Raw genomic sequence first — 18,379 nt, 5'->3', positions numbered from 1 at the left:
AATCCAGTTTCCTTCAGAAATAAATTGCCCGGAAGAAATATATGAAAAAGGTCTATCAAGGGAAGCCTTAAAATAAAACATATGTCGGATTTCACCACCAATTCTTCATATTTATGGGTCGATTCGCAAAATCTATTTTGTTAAAATTAAGTATACTACATAGGATTTTAAACTTCAAGAATCAGTAAAAACGCTAAAATGCGCCAAAGGAGAGAACTATATGACAAAGCATACCGAATCATATCCACTGACTCTAAAGAAAACCGTAATCAATGACAGCTTCTGGTCGGAATATCAAAAGCTGATCCGGGATGTCGTGCTTCCATATCAGAAGGATGCATTAAACGACAATATTCCAGGTGCTGAACCAAGCCATGCCATAAAAAACTTCAAGATTGCCGCGGGTCTTGAGATTGGAGAATTTCAAGGTTGGGTATTCCAGGACAGCGATGTTGCAAAATGGCTGGAGGCCGTTGCTTATAGTCTTTCGCAGACGCCGGACAGTGAGTTGGAGCGTTCTGCGGATGAGGTCATTGATATTATTGAAAAAGCACAGCAAAGAGACGGTTACCTTGATACTTATTTTATTATTAAAGAACCTGAAAAGCGCTGGACAAACCTTGAGGAATGCCACGAACTGTATTGTGCAGGACATATGATAGAGGCGGGTGTTGCATACTTTAGTGCTACCGGAAAAAGAAAGCTGCTCGATGTTGTATGCCGTCTTGCGGATTGCATAGATTCAGTTTTCGGTCCTGAGCCTGGGAAGATGAAGGGGTATTGCGGACATCAGGAAATAGAGCTTGCCTTGGTGAAACTTTACAGGATCACTGGCAATGAGCGCTATTTAAGCCTGAGCAGATACTTTATTGATGAAAGAGGGAAGGAACCTTATTATTTCAGCCTTGAGAGGGAGAAAAGAGATATCCTGGAATTTTGGCCGGGCTTCAGTAAGTTTAAAAGGGAATACATGCAGACCCACCTGCCGGTGAGGGAACAGAAAACAGCGGAAGGCCATGCGGTCAGAACAGTATATATGTATTCGGCTATTGCTGATATTGTAGCAGAAACAGGGGATGAAGGGCTTCTTGATGCCTGCAGGAATGTATGGGATAATATAGTAAAGCGTAAGATGTATATTACGGGCGGAATAGGCTCTGCTGCTTTCGGAGAGGGGTTCACCTTTGATTATGATCTCCCCAATGATACTGTATATGCGGAATCTTGTGCCTCGGTGGGTCTGGTGATGCTTGCCCACAGGATGCTGAAAATCGAGGCGAAGGGCGAGTATGGGGATGTTATGGAAAGAGCACTGTACAATAATATTTTGAGCGGAATGGCGTTGGACGGGAAGAGCTTTTTCTATGTTAATCCTTTGGAGGTACTTCCGGAGGCCTGCGAGAAGAATCCGGCAATGGAGCATGTCAAGCCTGTTCGGCAGAAATGGTTCAGTTGCTCTTGTTGCCCGCCGAATATTGCAAGATTGCTTATGTCGCTGAGTCAATATATATATACGGTAGGAAAAAACTCCATATACACTCATCTTTATATAGGCGGAAAGGCAGAATTTGATCTTGATGGCACTTCGGTTATACTTACTCAGGAAACAAACTATCCGTGGGATGGGAACGTAAGGCTAAAAGCTACGGGCTTCGGTGAAAAGGAGTTTACACTGGCATTGAGGATACCGGCCTGGTGCAGGAATTACAAGCTTAGGGTGAACGGAAAGATTTTGGAAACCGGTGTGGATATCTTAAAGGGATATGCCAAAATCAGTAGGATTTGGAATGATGAAGATACAGTTGAATTGTCAATGGATATGCCTGCGGTATTAATCCAGGCGAATCCAGAAGTTCGGGCCGATGCGGGAAAGGTTGCTATCACAAGGGGGCCGTTGGTATACTGTCTTGAGGAGATTGATAACGGAAGTAACTTGTCGGCAATATCGATTCCACTGGACTGTAGTCTTGAAATTGAAAAAGACAACAGCTTTTTAAACGGTGCCGTTACAATAAGAACAACGGCAATTAGGACAGATGATAAATACTGGCCGGACGAACTTTACCGCCCAGCGGTAAATACGGAGAAGGAAACAATCATAAAAGCCGTGCCTTATAGCATGTGGTGCAATAGGAGGCCCGGGGAAATGACTGTTTGGATCCGGTATAGGTAATTTTCTTGCAGACAAAATGCCCCTTTTATGAATCACCTATAAGGGGCATTTTATATCGAATCGGTTTTTAGGTATTATCAAAGTTTACTATGGTTTTGAATGTCCCTCTGCACTTATATTATTGGAGTAGAAGACTTACAAATAAATATGTCAACTAGAATGAGTTATAAATTTTAGAAAGTAGACCTCCGTTTACTTAAAACAAACCGGCCTCCAAGATCCAATCAGGCTTGCCCGATATTATTTTTGTCTATTCAAGGCATGTGGAGACAACAGCCCTGTTGCAAAGGAAAGGTGCTGACTTGATACATTAAAGAACGGATAGAACAAAAAGAAAATAGGGAGCACGGGGAAGACATTAGAGTGCAATCATTTCAATATGATATACACGATAATGTCTTTTTTGCTTCCCTTGATGCAATCTATTATAGATAACGTAAGGCTTATTATAGTTATAGTGATTTGTGGGAAGATGTTTGGTGAAGACATGAAAGGAGGCAAAGAGAATGTTATAAATTGCTAAGGAAGAAGTTATACTTATCCCATTTATATTTATTTGATAGAGTAATCTAATGAATTCTACGACTAACAGGTGTTCATAAAGCGGAGATAGAGTAGAAAATGAAAAAAGTAAGGAAAACAGAGATACTAGAAAAGCATACGATTTTATCCACTGGGCGCTGATTCCGATCATTACGACTCCCTTTTGTAATTTTAGGTGCTTCATAATTCTTTTTGGAATTATAATATTTTCTCTTAATTTTAGAATGAATAGATTTTTTACGATGCTTTGGTTAGAGGGTAAATGTATGATTATTCTTTTATATATAATTGGTTAAGAATTCTCAGATAAAAAGAAAGGGTAAATTCTCGTATTATGCAGAATATATAAGGAATAAATAAGATTTAATTCATTGTTGCAATTGAACTAATATGTTATATTATATTTAATAATCGTGAAAATGTGTTGGGTATGCAAATAAGAAAAAGTGCTAGTAGAGTGAGATGTTATTGTCCCATTGTTCAGAGACTGTATTTTAAAAAGGCCAGGAGGAACTATGTCCTTAAAAATTAAAGTTAATGTTTTATTACCTGTATTTGTTTTATTTTTAATTACAGTGTTTATAGTAGCGCTACAGATAGTAGAAAAGGGAAGAAGTGCTGAGGAAAATAGCGGGATTGAGCTGGAAGAAGGCAAAGAGGATGATCTTTCTGTAAAAGTACTAAATGAAACAAGCACTAACCAGTTTTTAGTAGAGGATATGGATGACTTGCAGATAAGCAAAGAATTCCATATCGAGAATTACTATATTGACAGTAAGGCAGAAGCTGGAAATTATTACTTTATAGATGAAAATAAAACGCTTTGGGGCGAAGGAAGCAATGAATATGGTCAGCTAGGGTTTAAAGAAAAAGAGGGGATAGATTCATTTAAAAGCGCACCTTATAAAATCGCGGAAAACGTCATCCATGTAGATAGAGGAGGAGTATATTTCACTATTTTTCTTACAGAAGAAGGTCATCTTTATGGAATGGGAGATAATCTAAATGGATTAATGGGTATGGAAAATATAGAAGGGAAAGACTACTTTTTAAATCCAGGAAGTGTGGTGACTGAAAAGCCGGTTTTACTGATGAAAGACATTGTTTATGCAAGATGTGGGAACAGAAATATTATTGCATTGCAAAAAGATGGCAGTGTATGGTGGTGGGGAGAATTTCGTACCACTTCTTCCAAGGGTGGAAAAGAAGTGAAGAGTATTAGTTATTCCCAGCCGGTAAAGGTGTTGGAAGGAGCTCAGTATGTGTCATGCAGTTCTTTTTGTGCGGGTGCGATTAAAGAAGATGGGAGTTTATGGTTATGGGGAAATAATACCTTTGGTTCCTGTGGTATAAACAGTGGAGAGGAAGATTTCATAAATGAACCTGCTAATGTGACGGATGGAGTAAAAATGGTGTGGTTTGATTCTATGGAGTTTAATTCTATCCAGACGCCAAGTATACATCTCTATGAGGATAATCCTGAAAAATGCAGATATCCATACGTTACCTTTATCGAGAAAAAAGGTGGAGAGTTGGCTGCATGTGGATATGGGGTAAAAGGAGAAGAAAGCGTAGAAAGGGTCTATGCTTTATTTGACGATATTTTAAGGACAGAGGACGCGATGAATGGGGAAGATTTTGAGCCTGTAAAAGTGAGTTATTCTGAGACATTTCAACCAATCAGTATCATTCAAAAGGATGGGGATATAAATTTGAAGTTAGAAGAATGTAAGTATGGATGGTCCCCGGAAGAACTTGGTGAATATCTGGATACTATAGGGATGGGCTATAAGGTGATAGATGGTGAATCAGAAGGGGAACAGGTATATTGTTTTGTTACCTTAGATAATTACTTTACTTTTTATTTTAATCAGAATAAGGAACTTTATCGATTTTACTCAACAGCTTATGGATCAAGAGATGGAAAAATAAGCATTGGGATGCGTAAAGAAGAAGCTGAAATATATTTAGGAGAACCCATAGAAGAGGTGGTTAGCGCTGATAATAATGTATATACAACTACTATTTATCAGAAAGAGGATGTTTTTTTTGAGATTGGCTATGAACATGGGAGAATTTTTTATATATATGAAAGTATAATAGAGCCAGATAAATGATATTTTTAGGGAACGAATTATTCATTCGTTCCCTGATATTTATTTTAAATTAGTTTTTCTGCAAACAAAAGTTTGTTGCAAACATGGATCCGCCAGAATAATTCAAAGTGACAAAACCGGTGTATGAAGTGACAGCAGCACTTCCTTTCTTATAACCGATAATGTACATATTGGCCGGATTGCTTTCGCCGGCAGTAGCACTACGGGTATATACATAGTCACCTACACTTAGGCTTGTATGGGCAGACCCGCTTGTAGAAACTACGTTCAATGCTCTTCTAAGCTTAAAACGATAGCATGACGTAGCCCCAAGCGCAGACTCTGTAACAGATGTTCCAGAGTAAGCAAGATTGCCATACTGACCAGTATTGATATAACCAATGCCATAGCCCCCACTGCTGTTGAGAAAGCGAATTTCATAATTCCCAAAATATCCATTATGTTCTTTGATGAAAGTAAATACCTCACCATTGTAGAGTGTTCCATACTTTGAATCGCTTTCACAGCTGGAACGGCTGTAGACGGTAATATTAGAACCTTCGTTGATTGCATGATAAGCCATATTCGTTATCCTCCTTATAATTTTTATAATAATAGTTGATTTGCAAATCTATATTATATAGATATATGTAGGTGTAAATTGTAAACTGTTTTTTAAAATTTATTATTTGTATAATACCTTATATAAATAAAGACATTACAGCGATCCCCAAAGCAGAAAAAAACAAAAGTCCGGGGTTTTAACCCCGGATTCTTCTTATTGATTATGGTATCGTGTTGTATAAATGTTAGCCATTAATTAAGAGAGTTATCTCCTCATATACATGCTCAGGAGAAATGTAATAATCTCTTGTTCTACGATTTTCCTGTAATATGCTGGAATCCCCGAAAGGTAATGGGATGTTATAAGATTGATCATGGTACTTCACTACTACATATAAGACACCTGAAGTGCAGGGAGCATTTACATCACCGTCCATTTTCTCCAATGCACGAGAAATTAACAATGCCGCATTCTTTACTAAAACAGTTGGATTATTCCAATCAGAAACGAGGCAAGTATGATATATCGGTCCACCAAATGACTGGTAACCAAGATTGCTCTCCATACCAAGTTCTTTATGCACCTGCGAGAATATGCTGCCGATATACGTTTCCGAAAAATCATCTATCAATTCATTTGTGCCATATACCGTTACGCGCAGGTCTGGGTATGTATCTGGTACATATTTAATCCAGTGCATATCCAGGTTGAGACTGGCTCTGTCAATCCTAAATTTGCAATCATATTTTTCTTCCAACATTTGTATCGCTTCCTGTCCATAAGCCGGCGTCCTTCCCCAAAAGGAAATTTTCTCGAAAGGATACCAATAATTTTCCGAAAGAAACACGCCATATGCTACTTCCAGCTTGCCATCTTCTGTTATATTCTCTTCATTCATTGTAAAGAGTCCATAGACTGCGGCAAAAAAAAGTATAACATACGCAAAAATATTGTATGCTTTCAAAGAAATGGCTTGCAGGAGCTTTCTAGATTCTTCCTTTCCCTGATTTCCTATGATAAGTAGTCGCCTAAATAGTATAAATGGAGTTATGGTGCTAATAATGTAACCAAGGGCAGACAACCATAAACGATATTCAATTTGAAAGAGGGATAATAACGCTCTTAGTCCCCAAAATAATATCAGCCATATTACATATCTAAAAATAGATGCTCGTAGTTTTTGATATTCTTTCTCCATTTTTCATTATTCTCCTACAAATATTTGTACGATAAATTATTCCATATTCTTCCTTCACATCCCAAATTCACGCTAAGTTCTGTAAAAATCGTATTAAAATATTTTCCTATTTTTGTAAGATACTCAAATAACATATCTTTCTTATTTACTAACTATTATGAAAATTATTACATCATGATTATTATACACTGATAAAAAAATATCCACAACTTGCTAGTTATCAATAAAATGAATCCACTCATTAACAAATATTCAAGGCTTTTATATAAGGATGAAAAAGAGAATTACGTAGAAGAAAAAGCATTTTATAATGTTATTCTACAAGAAGATTTTTTTATGAGATCACTTTAATTTATTTTTACTAGTTTACAATTTGAGGATTTTATCCTTTTTATTATATATAGTCGGCTAAATAAAATAAAAAGAAAGGGAATTAATTATGGATTCAAGAGTACAAGAAGTGCAAATATGGTTAGGAGATACCTTTCCAAGTTACTTTTATTATGATGAGAATGGGCAAAATTCGGGGTCATTTCCAATCGAGCCAGACGGCATGACAGGGAATACTACTGTAAAGGCGCTTATTATGGCACTACAAATTCATCTGAATTTAAAACCTGATGGTCTATGGGGCAATGGTACTTCGTCTGCATGCCCTACAATTAATGATTCTACCAATAATGTTACGTTAGTAAAGATACTACAGGGAGGATTCATCTGCAAGGGTTATAATCCAGGGCCGTTTGACGGGGTTATGGGAACATCTACGAAGTCTGCAATTAAGAGTTTTAAAGCTGATTTGGGATTTGCTAATGGTACAGAAACAATGGAAGCATCTTACTTTAAGTCGCTGCTTACCACTGATCCAACAATTGTGACAAATACCACAGATGTATATATTCGTATAGCTCAGCAATATCTGAACGCGAATTATTCAAATTTATATCTCAGCAGTCTTGGTTTCATTCCAACTAGTGGACATTTTGAAAGAAAAACTAGTAAAGCGCTTATATATGCGTTTCAGAGTATTATCAATACTACCCCAGATGGAGCCTTGGGGCCAAATACTTTTAATAAAATGCCTTCCATATCCGTGGGAAGCAGTAATGTAGCATTGATAAAGCTATTGCAATGTGCATTAACATGCAATCAGTTTCATGTCAATAATATAAACGGGGTTTACGATCAGCATGTAGCAAGTAAAGTAACGGAGTTCCAAATATTTATGTGTTTGGATATAGATCCGCTCGTCACCTTGGGTGCTGTAAACAGAAGAACTTGGGGAGCATTATTATGGAGCAAGGGTGACATGGATAGAGCAGCCAATGCTGCTGATACAAGATATCAATTAACAGCAGTACAGGCTCAGTCACTTTATAATGATGGGATACGATATATCGGAAGATATCTAACCAAGGTTTCAGGTGGATTCGACAAGAATTTAACGGAACAAGAGATTAGTAATATCCAAAATACAGGGTTAAAGATATTTCCGCTGTTTCAGGAAAATAATGCATCGGCTACAGATTTTACCTATAGGACAGGATATGATAGTTGGAATAAGGCAGTAAAAGCTGCCACTAAGCTAAGAATCCCTAGTTGTACGATTTACTTTTGTGTAGATTTTGATGCGACGGAAGCTCAGGCTAAAGGAACTGTAAAACAGTATTTCCAAGGAATAAATGATGCAAAGAAGGCCAATTCTTCAATTTATAAAGTGGGTATATATTCGGCAAGGAATACATGTAGTGTTATCTGCTCTGCTAATTTGGCAGTCAATAGCTTTGTCAGTAATATGTCTACTGGGTATAGTGGAAATTTGGGATTTTTAATGCCGGAAAATTGGAGTTTTGATCAATATGCTACTGGTTCCTATATTGCCAGTGATGGCAGTCGAATTGATCTGGACAGGGTAATTGCATCCGGGCGTGATCTCGGAGTCGAGACAACAGGTGAAATTGGTGATGAACCTATAGTTTCCCGCCTGGAAGATGTATATTGGGAATGTTTCCCGAATGCAGATGCAGAATCTTGTGTATTATCGGTATTATATTATTTATGGCATAAAAAATATACAGATTTAGAGTTTAATGTAACATTAGTATCAAACCCCATTTTTGCGGATTATATGACGGCAAATCATCCTGATCTTGCGGCAGAGTTGGAGCCATATATTAAGAAAACGGGGTATATTATTTTAAAAGATTCTTCCGGTAGGCTTATAGAACTTCATCATCTTGCGGCAGTTATATCAGCCTATTTGAACCCTCCGGTTTTGATTCCGGCGGAATGGTACGGGTGGGCAGGCGACTTGGCAACAGCTATTAAGGAAATTAAAATATTAAAAGACAACTTGGAACCCAGGGGGGAATATCTCGGTGACATAAGGCATGCGCGAGATAGGATAGGGCGAATGGAAGTCGGTGATGATGTCCAGATGAACTATTGTGACATATTTGGTGATGCTGATGGTTTTGCTATTCATACACTAATTCGGGCAATATTAAGTAAATCACTTAAAGAACATGTATTAACAGGTTCCTTTTATCAGTATTATGCGGATGAACATACCAATAGAATGACATATTTGCTGAACAATATGGGGGCTGGTTCTTATAGTATTGCAGAAGTTACAGATTATTTATATTATTACTTTATTAATCCAAAGCAAGATTTATTGATGCGTACCAAAGCCGGAATAGAAGGTGAAGGAATATTGGCAAATTGGACAATTATAAAAGCTTGTTGCCAAGCCTTCGTAGAATTTATTATTCATGATTGGAAAAATTATTAATTATCTGTCTGCTATAAGGGTATTCAGAAGTAAGATTTCGGACAAAATCCCGGGTATATTCGTGCCCGGGATTTTGTAATTTACCCCAAATGAATGGTATCTTATAGATGGATATTTTGTGTTCATAAAGTTGCGCTTATCGCAAAAAGTCCAGTAAAATAGTCGTCGATGAGTTATGTGACTAGTATCCTACGTTTTTGAGTGCTGTTTGCCTTGGGACAGGGAAGGACTAAGTGAAGTTAATGTAAATTAGATACTTGTAAGAATAAGTTCCTTGTTTGATACTATCAAATTTAGATTTCAGGACTCACTACTGTACAGGATCACTATTTCTGTAGTAGAATCTAAACGTAAGAGCAACTCATATTACCCCAGAGGAGATTCAATATGTGGAGAAGAACCAGAAAAACATTATTTCTAATATTTGGCTGCTTGATCATGTTTTTGGCGGCTGCAGCATTATATCATTTTATCATGCTGAAGGTGAAAAAGGATAAAATAACGCAAGTTGGAACAGCTGTTGAAGTCGACGGCTATAACATGAATGTTTACGTGGAAGGTAAGAGAGAGGATTCGGAGGCGGCAATCATACTGTTATCCGGCTCAGGTGTTGCTTCGCCCATATATGATTACAAAATACTGTATTCTAAACTTACCGATGAATATCAGGTGGCAGTTGTTGAAAAATTTGGATATGGTTATTCGGATGTAAGCGGATTGCCAAGAGATGTTGCGACTTTGGTGGAAGAAGATAGAAAAGCCTTGAAAGAGGCCGGGGTTGAAATGCCATATGTACTGATGCCGCATTCTATGTCGGCATTGGAAGCGATCTACTGGGCGGATACTTATCCCGAAGAAGTAGAGAAAATAATAGGACTCGATATGGCTGTTCCGGAGTCTTATAAGAAAAGCAATATGGCAGGTATTACTTTTATGAAAACCATGACTTACTTTGGAATGCACAGGATACCGGCTTTTTGTTATGTTAACCGGGACGGTTTGACCGATGATGAATTTGAACAAAATAAGTTATTGGTATATAGGAATTCCTTAAATACAGATGTTTATGAAGAATGCAAAGTGGTTTTAAATAATGCAAAGATAGCGGGCGAATTAGCGGTTCCGGATGTGCCGATACTGATGTTTACTACCAATCTGGGGCAGGCATCCGGGTATGAAGGCTGGGTAAAAGCGCAGGAAGATTTCGCTGAACGCGCGAAGAACTGCATACTGATCGAACTTGATTGCGGTCATAGCCTGCATTATTATAAGTCTGATTATATGGCAGAGGAGATTAAGAAGTTTATGAAAAAGCAGTAATTTTATAAGGCTGGCATGTTGTCGGGCAGCTACGCGCGATAGAATTATTTATTTGTACTGAATTGGGAGCAGAAAACCGTAACCAAAAAATTAAGTCCTCATAAAGTACAATGAGGTGGTTGAAATGCCAAATGGAATACACACACATGATTACAGCGGAAGGACAACAATTAATATTGAACATCGTCATGAATATTCGGGAACGACGAGTTCGGCACCTGATCGCGCAGGTCATTTTCATTATTTGGAGGGAACAACATCCTTAAACGATGACCATGTCCATAATTACAATACTACAACAAGTCCTGCAATTTACGTCGAAGGCGGTCATTATCATTACTACAGCGGTGCTACCGGTATAGCATTTATACCTGAAAGGCATATTCATTATTATAACCAAAATACGTCAACGTACATGGGATGAGATACCATATACCCTCAAAACAGACTGAAAAGTATATTTTTCAGTCTGTTTTAATTTTGCCTGATACTCAGCAAGAAGGGGAAATTATCCGTGCAGTAAACTTAATTGATGGAGTTCGGGTTTTCTTTTTCGTCTGATGAGTTGATGGTGCTTATAGTAGGATGGCGGTTGCCCTTGCTGTATCATTGCGGGCAACGTTTGTGTAGAAATAATTATTAAGATAACGGATTGAACCAAAATTTGTATGCCATCCCCTTGTCACGATTGAACAGGCAAGAGAGCTTGAAACAACGGAACTCATTAACAAAATGTATGATGGTGTCGCGGACCAGCTTGTGGCTTCTATTCTGGGACGAAAAAATTTATCCCCGGAAGAAATTAAGAGATTAAAGCAGCTCGTCAACAGTCTGGAATAAGGAGGATGATCATGAGTTTTTCGGCTTCTGTGCTTATTCTGGTTATCGTAATCCTCCGTGCGCTGCTATTGTACAAATTCCCCCCAAAAATATTTATTGTTTTGTGGGGTGTGGTATTATGCCGCTTGTTGATTCCCTTTGAGGTTTCGTCACGATTCAGCATTTATTCAGTTATAAATATGCTAAAGGACAGATTCTATAAACCGGATTTATCATTGGCTGAAATATCTGCTATGCTAAGCAATACGGCTGTTACAGAGACTATAGCTACTCTGCCGGAAACGGCAAATGCAAATGTATCTCCTTTCGTGGTAATCTGGATTATTGGTTTGGTGGCCTGTGCGCTTTTTTTTCTTATAACACACATGCGTTGCCGTAGAGAGTATAAGACGTCGCTCCCGGTAAACAATGAATTTGCGCATATCAGGAGATTTGATACGATGATAAAGTTAGTAATGGTGACAGCTCTGTGCGTTCACTGGTTCAATCCCTTTGTGTGGCTAATGTATGTAATAGCAAATCGAGATATAGAATTATCCTGTGATGAAGCTGTTGTAAGGATATTCGGAGAAAATGTAAGATTGGCCTATGCCCTGACATTGATCGAGCTGGAAGAGAGAAGAAACCGTTTTGCGCCCCTCGTAAACAATTTCAGTAAGAATGCTATTGAAGAAAGGATCCAAGCGATTATGCTATACAAAAAAGCTTCAATATTAACAAGCTGCATAGTCTTTATACTGATTATTAGTTCGGTCGCTGTCTTTGCAACATCAGCACAAGTAAGCGAACTTAGACCATTCAACCAGGAGAAATCCAAAGTTACATTATCAAATAACAACCAATCCTTTATTTTTGAGAACGTAGAGTTATCTTATTATGATAATGGTCATCCATATTTGCATGATGTTAAAACAAACAATACTGATAAGATAATAACTGGGATCCAGTATGGGATGTTGAGTTATGACGAGTCTGGCGGGCCGTTAAAATTACAATGGAATTTCCTTGATTCTTCATCTGAAAGTACCTATGAGTATTTGGTAAAAGAGGAACTGGATATTTTGCCGCAACAGACTTATAATGTCAAAGGTGGTTGGTCTTTGTATGACAGCGAAAAAATGGATTGGTCTGAGATAGAAAATGCCCATCCAAACAAAGTAGCATATGCACTGTATCAGATAAAAGAAATTACATTTGAGGACGGAAGCGTATGGAATAATTCGGAATATAGCAATTGGCTGGAAACATATAAAGGAAAGACTGTGGAAGTTTCGGTGTTGGAAAGCTTTTACCCGAGCGAATATAAAATTATGCAATAGGAATATATGGCCTGAGAAGTATTACCTTTCGTTAAGCAGCAATCAGGACATCTGACCTTTATAATTTTAAAAAGGATTTTAAAAGACTTGACTTTGACGTCGTGTCGTACTTTATAATATTGGAAATAATGTAGCGTAATGGAGTTCTCATTAACACTTTAAATAAACTAAAGCTGGTATAGGATTTTATTAAATTATGTAGATTGGGTGTTTCAGGCAGTGGCCTCAAAGGATAAGGTACATATATGATGAACACATATTCCGACATAAAGATTGTCTATTACTCCGGCACCGGAAGCAGTTTATCAGTGGATTGATAGCTTGTATACTGTAAATCACGCCTCTGCGGCGGTAATCTCTGTTTCAGGGGCCGATGTTGTTTGCCCCAACACAGCCTGCCGGGTCAGCAGTACCAGGTGTCTGTAAAAAAGGCGAGCCTTTATGGATTGACAGAATTTTTTCTGTGATAGGAAAGCTGGAGACTTCAGGAGGACACTACTGGGGTAAGCGGATAAAGGTGCTGGAGCACTGCACCCAATGCGGCTGGTGTGCGGGGCATTGTCCTTCAGGGAATATTGCTATGCTGAATGGAAAACCAACATTTGGTGATGGGTGCCATTTTTGCTTAAAATGTATTTATGGCTGCCCCATCAAGGCCTTGCAGCCGGAGATCTGTAAATTTGTTGCATACAGGAGGGAGACTGTTTGCAGGATTACTCAAGAAGATTCCCACAGAACCGCCAGATACCAGTTAAAGATTTAAAAGTGGGTTTCTTCTGGCTGGGAGTTAAGAAATATCTAATGTCTTGGGCGGATAAGGGGAAATGATTGCTTGCATGGCGACACGTATGGAAATCGATTGAAGGAAGGAGGTCAGACATGAGCGGTTTAAAGACGATAACACAAGTTACAAAAACGTTTGATATTTCCACACGTACATTGCGTTATTATGAACAACTGGGTTTGATAAAAAGCCAAAGAATAGAAGGATATTCATATAGAGTTTATGACGAAGCCGCCTGCTCGTCCATAAATCAAATTCTGATTCTACGCAAATTACGCATTCCTTTAAAGCAAATAGGTGTGATACTCACTCGTCCAAATGCTGTAAATGCAACAAATATCCTTATTCGGAACATTGATGAAATAAATATTGAAATGGATTCCTTATCAACCATCCGATCAATATTAATTAAATTTGTGGATGAGCTTCGTGAAAAATCAGGTATCTATCTTATGTCAGATATTCTGGAAGATGCCACTATTCTATCAATGATTGCACCTCTTGCTCAAACAGGCCGCAGTATGAGTGAGAGGCGGATAATGGAGGATTTACAAAGGGCAAGTGATAATCTGAATAAACTGAGTGATGACGATGTACGGATTGTGTACCTGCCGCCTGCAACTGTGGCTGCTTATCAATATACGGGAGATGAGCCGGAAAACAAAGTGGCGCAGATTATTGATAAATTCGTATTAGAGCACGATCTGCCCAAAATAAAACCTGACTTACGACATTATGGATTCAACGCGCCTAACCCGGCCACTGAAAGCAATGATCACGGCTACGAAATGTGGGTTACTATCCCCGAGGATATGGAAGTGCCGGAGCCGTTGATGAGGAAACGCTTTGGCGGAGGGCTTTATGCTGCGCACATGATACCGTTTGGTTCCTTTGAAGTATGGAACTGGTTTGTGAACTGGCTAAATAACAGCAAGAAATATGCTTATGACGGCAACGGGGATTCGGGCAATATGTTTGGCTGGCTAGAAGAGGAATTAAACTATGTTAACCGTGTTTATCTTCCCGGTCCTCAAAGAGATGGACTTCAACTGGATTTGCTGATTCCAATCAAAGAAAAAAAATAGGGTAAGGTATTATCAAAGCATCAGATATTCAAAAAGAAAGAATAGCAGGAATTGAAAATAAGGCAGGTTTGCTTCTGGGGGAGGTTAAGATTGCCACACTGACCTCAGTAAACGAGAACGGTTATCCCCGAACTTGCGCCATAACAAAGGCCGGAGACAATGGGTTTCGTGAAGTTCTGGAAATACCCATTATTAATGAAGATCATGGCAATTATGACGGCGTACAATTTGGCTTCTCAGATAAAGAGCCTGATTTTTGGATTAGGAGTGAAAACAAATAGGGAGGCGCCACTGTAAAAGCGAATCTTGTCTTTTTTGTAGATGACTTGAACGTTCTATATGAAAAAGTGCGCCAAAAAGGTGTCGATTGTAATCCGCCCATGACAACGGAATGGGGAGGAAAGTCCTTTCGTATGGCAGATCCATGCGACAATGAATTGGAATTTTTAGTGTCAATGTAGCAGTTTTAATTTTTTAGTAAGGGGGGTAAAGATGAATTTTGAGAATTTAGAACAAAGAATAGCACAGGCTTATATCGATTTGCTTCCGCCGTTTGTTCCTGATGATAATGCGAGCGTAAGTGCGGCGGAACAAGAACAGTTCTATATTTTAATAAAGAAACTATATCAGTTAGCTTTTGACGAGCCATCGCTTTTTGTCGCATCGCTTCATGAGGATGATGCTTATCCTGGTTATATTAAATCTTCTTATGGCAAACCTGAATTGCAGGTTAATATGAGAAAATTCAGTAATTCAATAGATATGCTGCTGCAAAATATGTTTCTCATAGGTCAAGGTGCTCAGGTAAAATTGAATAAAAGGCAAAAAATAATCCTCACTAAGCTTGATATTAACGATTTTACAAATCTATCTGCTGCCTGGATTTGGCTGTCAACCCGTCCTGACAGCAATTTAACCGAGTTCTCATTTTGCTTATTTAATAAGAAATACCCATATACTTCCGACATCTATGCATATCTGCTTGGGGAAGCGGCATTTCACAAGCTTGAAAACTGGATGATTGGACAAGGATATAAACGATTTGATATTTACAATATCACTGCCAGCGACTGCAAGCTGTCATTGACTTATGCAAACCCTATGTGGAGCAAAGATCAGCCCAACGGCGGCTTTGAATACAAAATCAGACATACAGGCATATCGGCACGATATGACTCTTGCTTTAAAAATCCTGTTGTTTTTGGTTTGTGCATACCAAATGGCTTGAAAACATACTTGGAGGCTTTTGATTCGGCAAATACGAATGTGAAAAACTTTATAATAGAGCATACAAAAAAATGTGACGGATGTAGATATTGTGTGCAGACCGATAAAACCGGGACACGTCCGCTTGCCCAAATGAAAGTCGTTCATAATGGAGAAGAATATCATTTATGCCCTTATTTTCCGGGGTATGGTTATCGTTGGCACAATATCAACGACGAATTGGCTGAACAGTTGATAGAAATGTTAGCCTTTATGGACAAACTCTACAAGCATTCAAATAACCGCCATGAGAATGTAATCGGTAACGACTAAGGGAGGTAAAATGGCATACTTAACAAAAAATATTCAAAGCGAATCAACACTCATGAAGCTGACCCACCATGCATTTCCGGAAAGAAAGCTTGAAAATCTGCATGAGCTGACAGAAGGCTATTTTAATATAGCTTACGAGGTTTCTTTTGAAGATGGGACAAAAAGCGTCCTGAAGATAGCACCTGACCCTAAAGTAACGGTCATGACCTATGAGCAGAATATCATGGAAGCGGAAGTGCGTTCCATGCAGTTAGCAGCACAGAAAACCAGGGTTCCATTGCCGGAAATCGAGTTTTATGATCCATCCTGTACACTTTGCAGCTCTCCCTATTTTTTTATGAACAAAATAAACGGCAAAAGCCTATCTTCTCAAAAATCTTTGCTGACCTCAGAGCAGGTAAGCCATATTTATTATTTGGTGGGTTCCCTGAATAAAGAGATTAACCAAATAACCAATGATAGCTTTGGTTACCCCAGTCAAAAGGCACTGCAAGGCAAAAACTGGTTTGATGTTTTTACCGCAATGATAAAAGCCATAATACTGGATGCCGAAAAAGAAAGCATAGACCTTACAATCTCTGTGGAAGAACTATTCGAGCGGCTACAAATGGACAGAAGAATATTCTCGAATGTGCTTACACCGCAGTTGGTTCATTGGGACATATGGGATGGCAATATTTTTATTGAAGATGAAAAGATGACAGGCTTAATTGATTGGGAGCGTTGCCTGTGGGGAGATCCGCTTATGGAAGTTGGATTCCGGTCCTATGCCCAATCGGCTGACTTTTTAAGAGGATACGGAATTGAGAAGTTTACAGAAGAAGAAAAACAAAGAATCCTTTGGTATGATCTCTATTTGCTCATGATTATGGCACAGGAACATGTTTACCGAGGATACGAAACGGCAGATTCCTATCATTGGGCGACAGCATTATTGCGTGAGAAATATACAGAACTATTGAAAACATCATCTCGTTAAGGAGGGGAGAAAACGTGTTGCAGATTACGCCCAATCTTCATTTTCGTGGATAATGTAAGCAAGCTGTTCAACTATACAAAGAAGTTTTTGGCGCTCAAGTTAAAGTCATGTTGAGTGAAAAAGATGTTAACCCTAATGCTGATATTGCTGAAAACAATGCAAAGCACCGCCTACAGCAGCAGCTTTGTTTCACTCGTTGATAAATTCGGCATGCGGTGGGAGCTTATGACAGAACAGACTGAAAAGTAGCTATTCTTTAAGACGCTGTTTTGTAGCACTCATGTTTGGAGGACATTGTATGGTGAAAGAGCTTCATAATGTACATAACGCCTCTCTAAAAATGATGGAGGCATAGCAGAGGACGCCGACAAAGTGGTATTTTGGCTCAAGTTTTTTGACAGTCTGGATAGGCGTAACAGACGAGAAGTTCTTATTGTTTTTAGCAGGTGATATTGTACGATTTTGAGGTGCTATTTTAATTCGGTGCTTCGCTGTTGGGCTATAAGACATGCAAATAGCATTCATATAAGGGGGCAGGATCATGTTAAAAAATAAGGTGTTTGTAATAGTAGTGGCCTTAGTTTTAGTCGTTTCCATTACGTTTAATATTAAAGTTTTTGTCGAGCGAGACAAGAATAGGCAGCTGCTTATAAACCATATTTACTTTGAGATGGAAAATATTTCAAGAGATTTGGAGCTTTTTATTACTGACCAAAAAGAGGGATCCGTGGAAAAGAAATTATACAGGTTAGAATATGCAAGTGTTAAATTAAGAAAATTAGATCAGACAATTTTAAATTATTCAATTTATGTCGACGAATTGTTGTTTTATCCCGGCATAATATCATTTGATTTGATTGCAGATACTTTAATGTATGGATATAGTTCAGAATTGAATGGAGCAACTATTTATAGCGTTTCAAATGATGACGTAGTTTCTGATGATGAAATGACTTATATTAAAATGTTGCAAAATGATTTGAAAGATACTGCTAATAAAATGACCTCTGCTAATGACGCTCTTAAAGAGAATAACAAACTTTCCATCCAACAAATTAATTCTATTTTGAATGAGTTTTATTTAAAGTGGTCTGATTCAGGTGACACAAGTCCATATAGGCTATTGCGTGACAATTAAGCATTT

Annotated in this window: 17 protein-coding genes and 1 pseudogene; 16 read left to right on the top strand and 2 right to left on the bottom strand. The window is 38.3% G+C overall.

What is annotated here, in order from left to right; genetic code table 11:
• Nucleotides 1-220 precede the first annotated feature (220 nt).
• Nucleotides 221-2,173: a glycoside hydrolase family 127 protein gene (locus tag V6984_RS16185; RefSeq protein WP_342756642.1), complete on the top strand. Its 1,953-nt coding sequence runs from the start codon at nt 221-223 to the stop codon at nt 2,171-2,173.
• A gap of 1,058 nt (nt 2,174-3,231) precedes the next feature.
• Nucleotides 3,232-4,833: a hypothetical protein gene (locus tag V6984_RS16180; RefSeq protein WP_342756641.1), complete on the top strand. Its 1,602-nt coding sequence runs from the start codon at nt 3,232-3,234 to the stop codon at nt 4,831-4,833.
• 49 nt (nt 4,834-4,882) lie between these two features.
• Here the strand turns inward: V6984_RS16180 and V6984_RS16175 are convergent, their stop codons facing one another.
• Together V6984_RS16175 and V6984_RS16170 are read right to left on the bottom strand one after the other, a co-directional pair.
• A complete protein-coding gene (locus tag V6984_RS16175) occupies nt 4,883-5,395 on the bottom strand; it encodes a hypothetical protein (RefSeq protein ID WP_342756640.1) in 513 nt (170 codons plus the stop codon).
• 226 nt (nt 5,396-5,621) lie between these two features.
• The gene (locus V6984_RS16170) at nt 5,622-6,575 is read right to left on the bottom strand and encodes a hypothetical protein (protein WP_342756639.1); all 954 of its coding nucleotides are present in this window, start codon (nt 6,573-6,575) and stop codon (nt 5,622-5,624) included.
• A 439-nt stretch (nt 6,576-7,014) separates the two neighbouring features.
• Between V6984_RS16170 and V6984_RS16165 the strand changes: the two genes are divergently transcribed.
• From V6984_RS16165 to V6984_RS16105, 14 genes and pseudogenes are all read left to right on the top strand, one after another.
• Nucleotides 7,015-9,369: a glycoside hydrolase domain-containing protein gene (locus V6984_RS16165; RefSeq protein WP_342756638.1), complete on the top strand. Its 2,355-nt coding sequence runs from the start codon at nt 7,015-7,017 to the stop codon at nt 9,367-9,369.
• 387 nt (nt 9,370-9,756) lie between these two features.
• Nucleotides 9,757-10,689 carry an alpha/beta hydrolase gene (locus tag V6984_RS16160; protein ID WP_342756637.1) on the top strand — a complete coding sequence of 311 codons (933 nt, stop codon included), beginning with the start codon at nt 9,757-9,759 and terminating at the stop codon, nt 10,687-10,689.
• 124 nt (nt 10,690-10,813) lie between these two features.
• Nucleotides 10,814-11,113, top strand: coding sequence for a YmaF family protein (locus V6984_RS16155; protein ID WP_342756636.1), 300 nt, complete (start codon nt 10,814-10,816; stop codon nt 11,111-11,113).
• Nucleotides 11,114-11,340: 227 nt separating this feature from the next.
• Complete coding sequence (locus V6984_RS16150; protein WP_342760028.1) at nt 11,341-11,529, top strand: BlaI/MecI/CopY family transcriptional regulator; 189 nt, start codon at nt 11,341-11,343, stop codon at nt 11,527-11,529.
• A gap of 5 nt (nt 11,530-11,534) precedes the next feature.
• Nucleotides 11,535-11,849: pseudogene (locus V6984_RS22365) on the top strand (hypothetical protein); the annotation flags it as partial.
• A gap of 120 nt (nt 11,850-11,969) precedes the next feature.
• Nucleotides 11,970-12,848 carry a M56 family metallopeptidase gene (locus V6984_RS16140; RefSeq protein WP_342756634.1) on the top strand — a complete coding sequence of 293 codons (879 nt, stop codon included), beginning with the start codon at nt 11,970-11,972 and terminating at the stop codon, nt 12,846-12,848.
• Nucleotides 12,849-13,311: 463 nt separating this feature from the next.
• Nucleotides 13,312-13,611, top strand: coding sequence for a hypothetical protein (locus V6984_RS16135; RefSeq protein ID WP_342756633.1), 300 nt, complete (start codon nt 13,312-13,314; stop codon nt 13,609-13,611).
• A 116-nt stretch (nt 13,612-13,727) separates the two neighbouring features.
• On the top strand, nt 13,728-14,717 hold the full coding sequence (locus tag V6984_RS16130; protein WP_342756632.1) for a MerR family transcriptional regulator: 990 nt from the start codon (nt 13,728-13,730) through the stop codon (nt 14,715-14,717).
• Between the two features lie 68 nt (nt 14,718-14,785).
• Nucleotides 14,786-14,998: a hypothetical protein gene (locus V6984_RS16125; RefSeq protein WP_342756631.1), complete on the top strand. Its 213-nt coding sequence runs from the start codon at nt 14,786-14,788 to the stop codon at nt 14,996-14,998.
• Nucleotides 14,999-15,064: 66 nt separating this feature from the next.
• Entirely contained in the window at nt 15,065-15,178 is a 114-nt protein-coding gene (locus V6984_RS22360) for a VOC family protein (protein WP_425324262.1), read from the top strand.
• A gap of 31 nt (nt 15,179-15,209) precedes the next feature.
• A complete protein-coding gene (locus V6984_RS16120; RefSeq protein WP_342756630.1) occupies nt 15,210-16,256 on the top strand; it encodes a hypothetical protein in 1,047 nt (348 codons plus the stop codon).
• Nucleotides 16,257-16,266: 10 nt separating this feature from the next.
• Complete coding sequence (locus V6984_RS16115; protein ID WP_342756629.1) at nt 16,267-17,235, top strand: aminoglycoside phosphotransferase family protein; 969 nt, start codon at nt 16,267-16,269, stop codon at nt 17,233-17,235.
• A 114-nt stretch (nt 17,236-17,349) separates the two neighbouring features.
• Complete coding sequence (locus V6984_RS16110; RefSeq protein ID WP_342756628.1) at nt 17,350-17,484, top strand: hypothetical protein; 135 nt, start codon at nt 17,350-17,352, stop codon at nt 17,482-17,484.
• A gap of 292 nt (nt 17,485-17,776) precedes the next feature.
• Nucleotides 17,777-18,373, top strand: a complete 597-nt coding sequence (locus V6984_RS16105) for a hypothetical protein (RefSeq protein ID WP_342756627.1) — start codon at nt 17,777-17,779, stop codon at nt 18,371-18,373.
• Nucleotides 18,374-18,379: the final 6 nt, after the last annotated feature.

This window comes from Kineothrix sp. IPX-CK, assembly GCF_039134705.1.
GTDB lineage: Bacteria > Bacillota > Clostridia > Lachnospirales > Lachnospiraceae > Kineothrix > Kineothrix sedimenti.
Note: the sequence above shows the minus strand (reverse complement) of the source record. Positions and strands in the feature narration are given on the sequence as shown.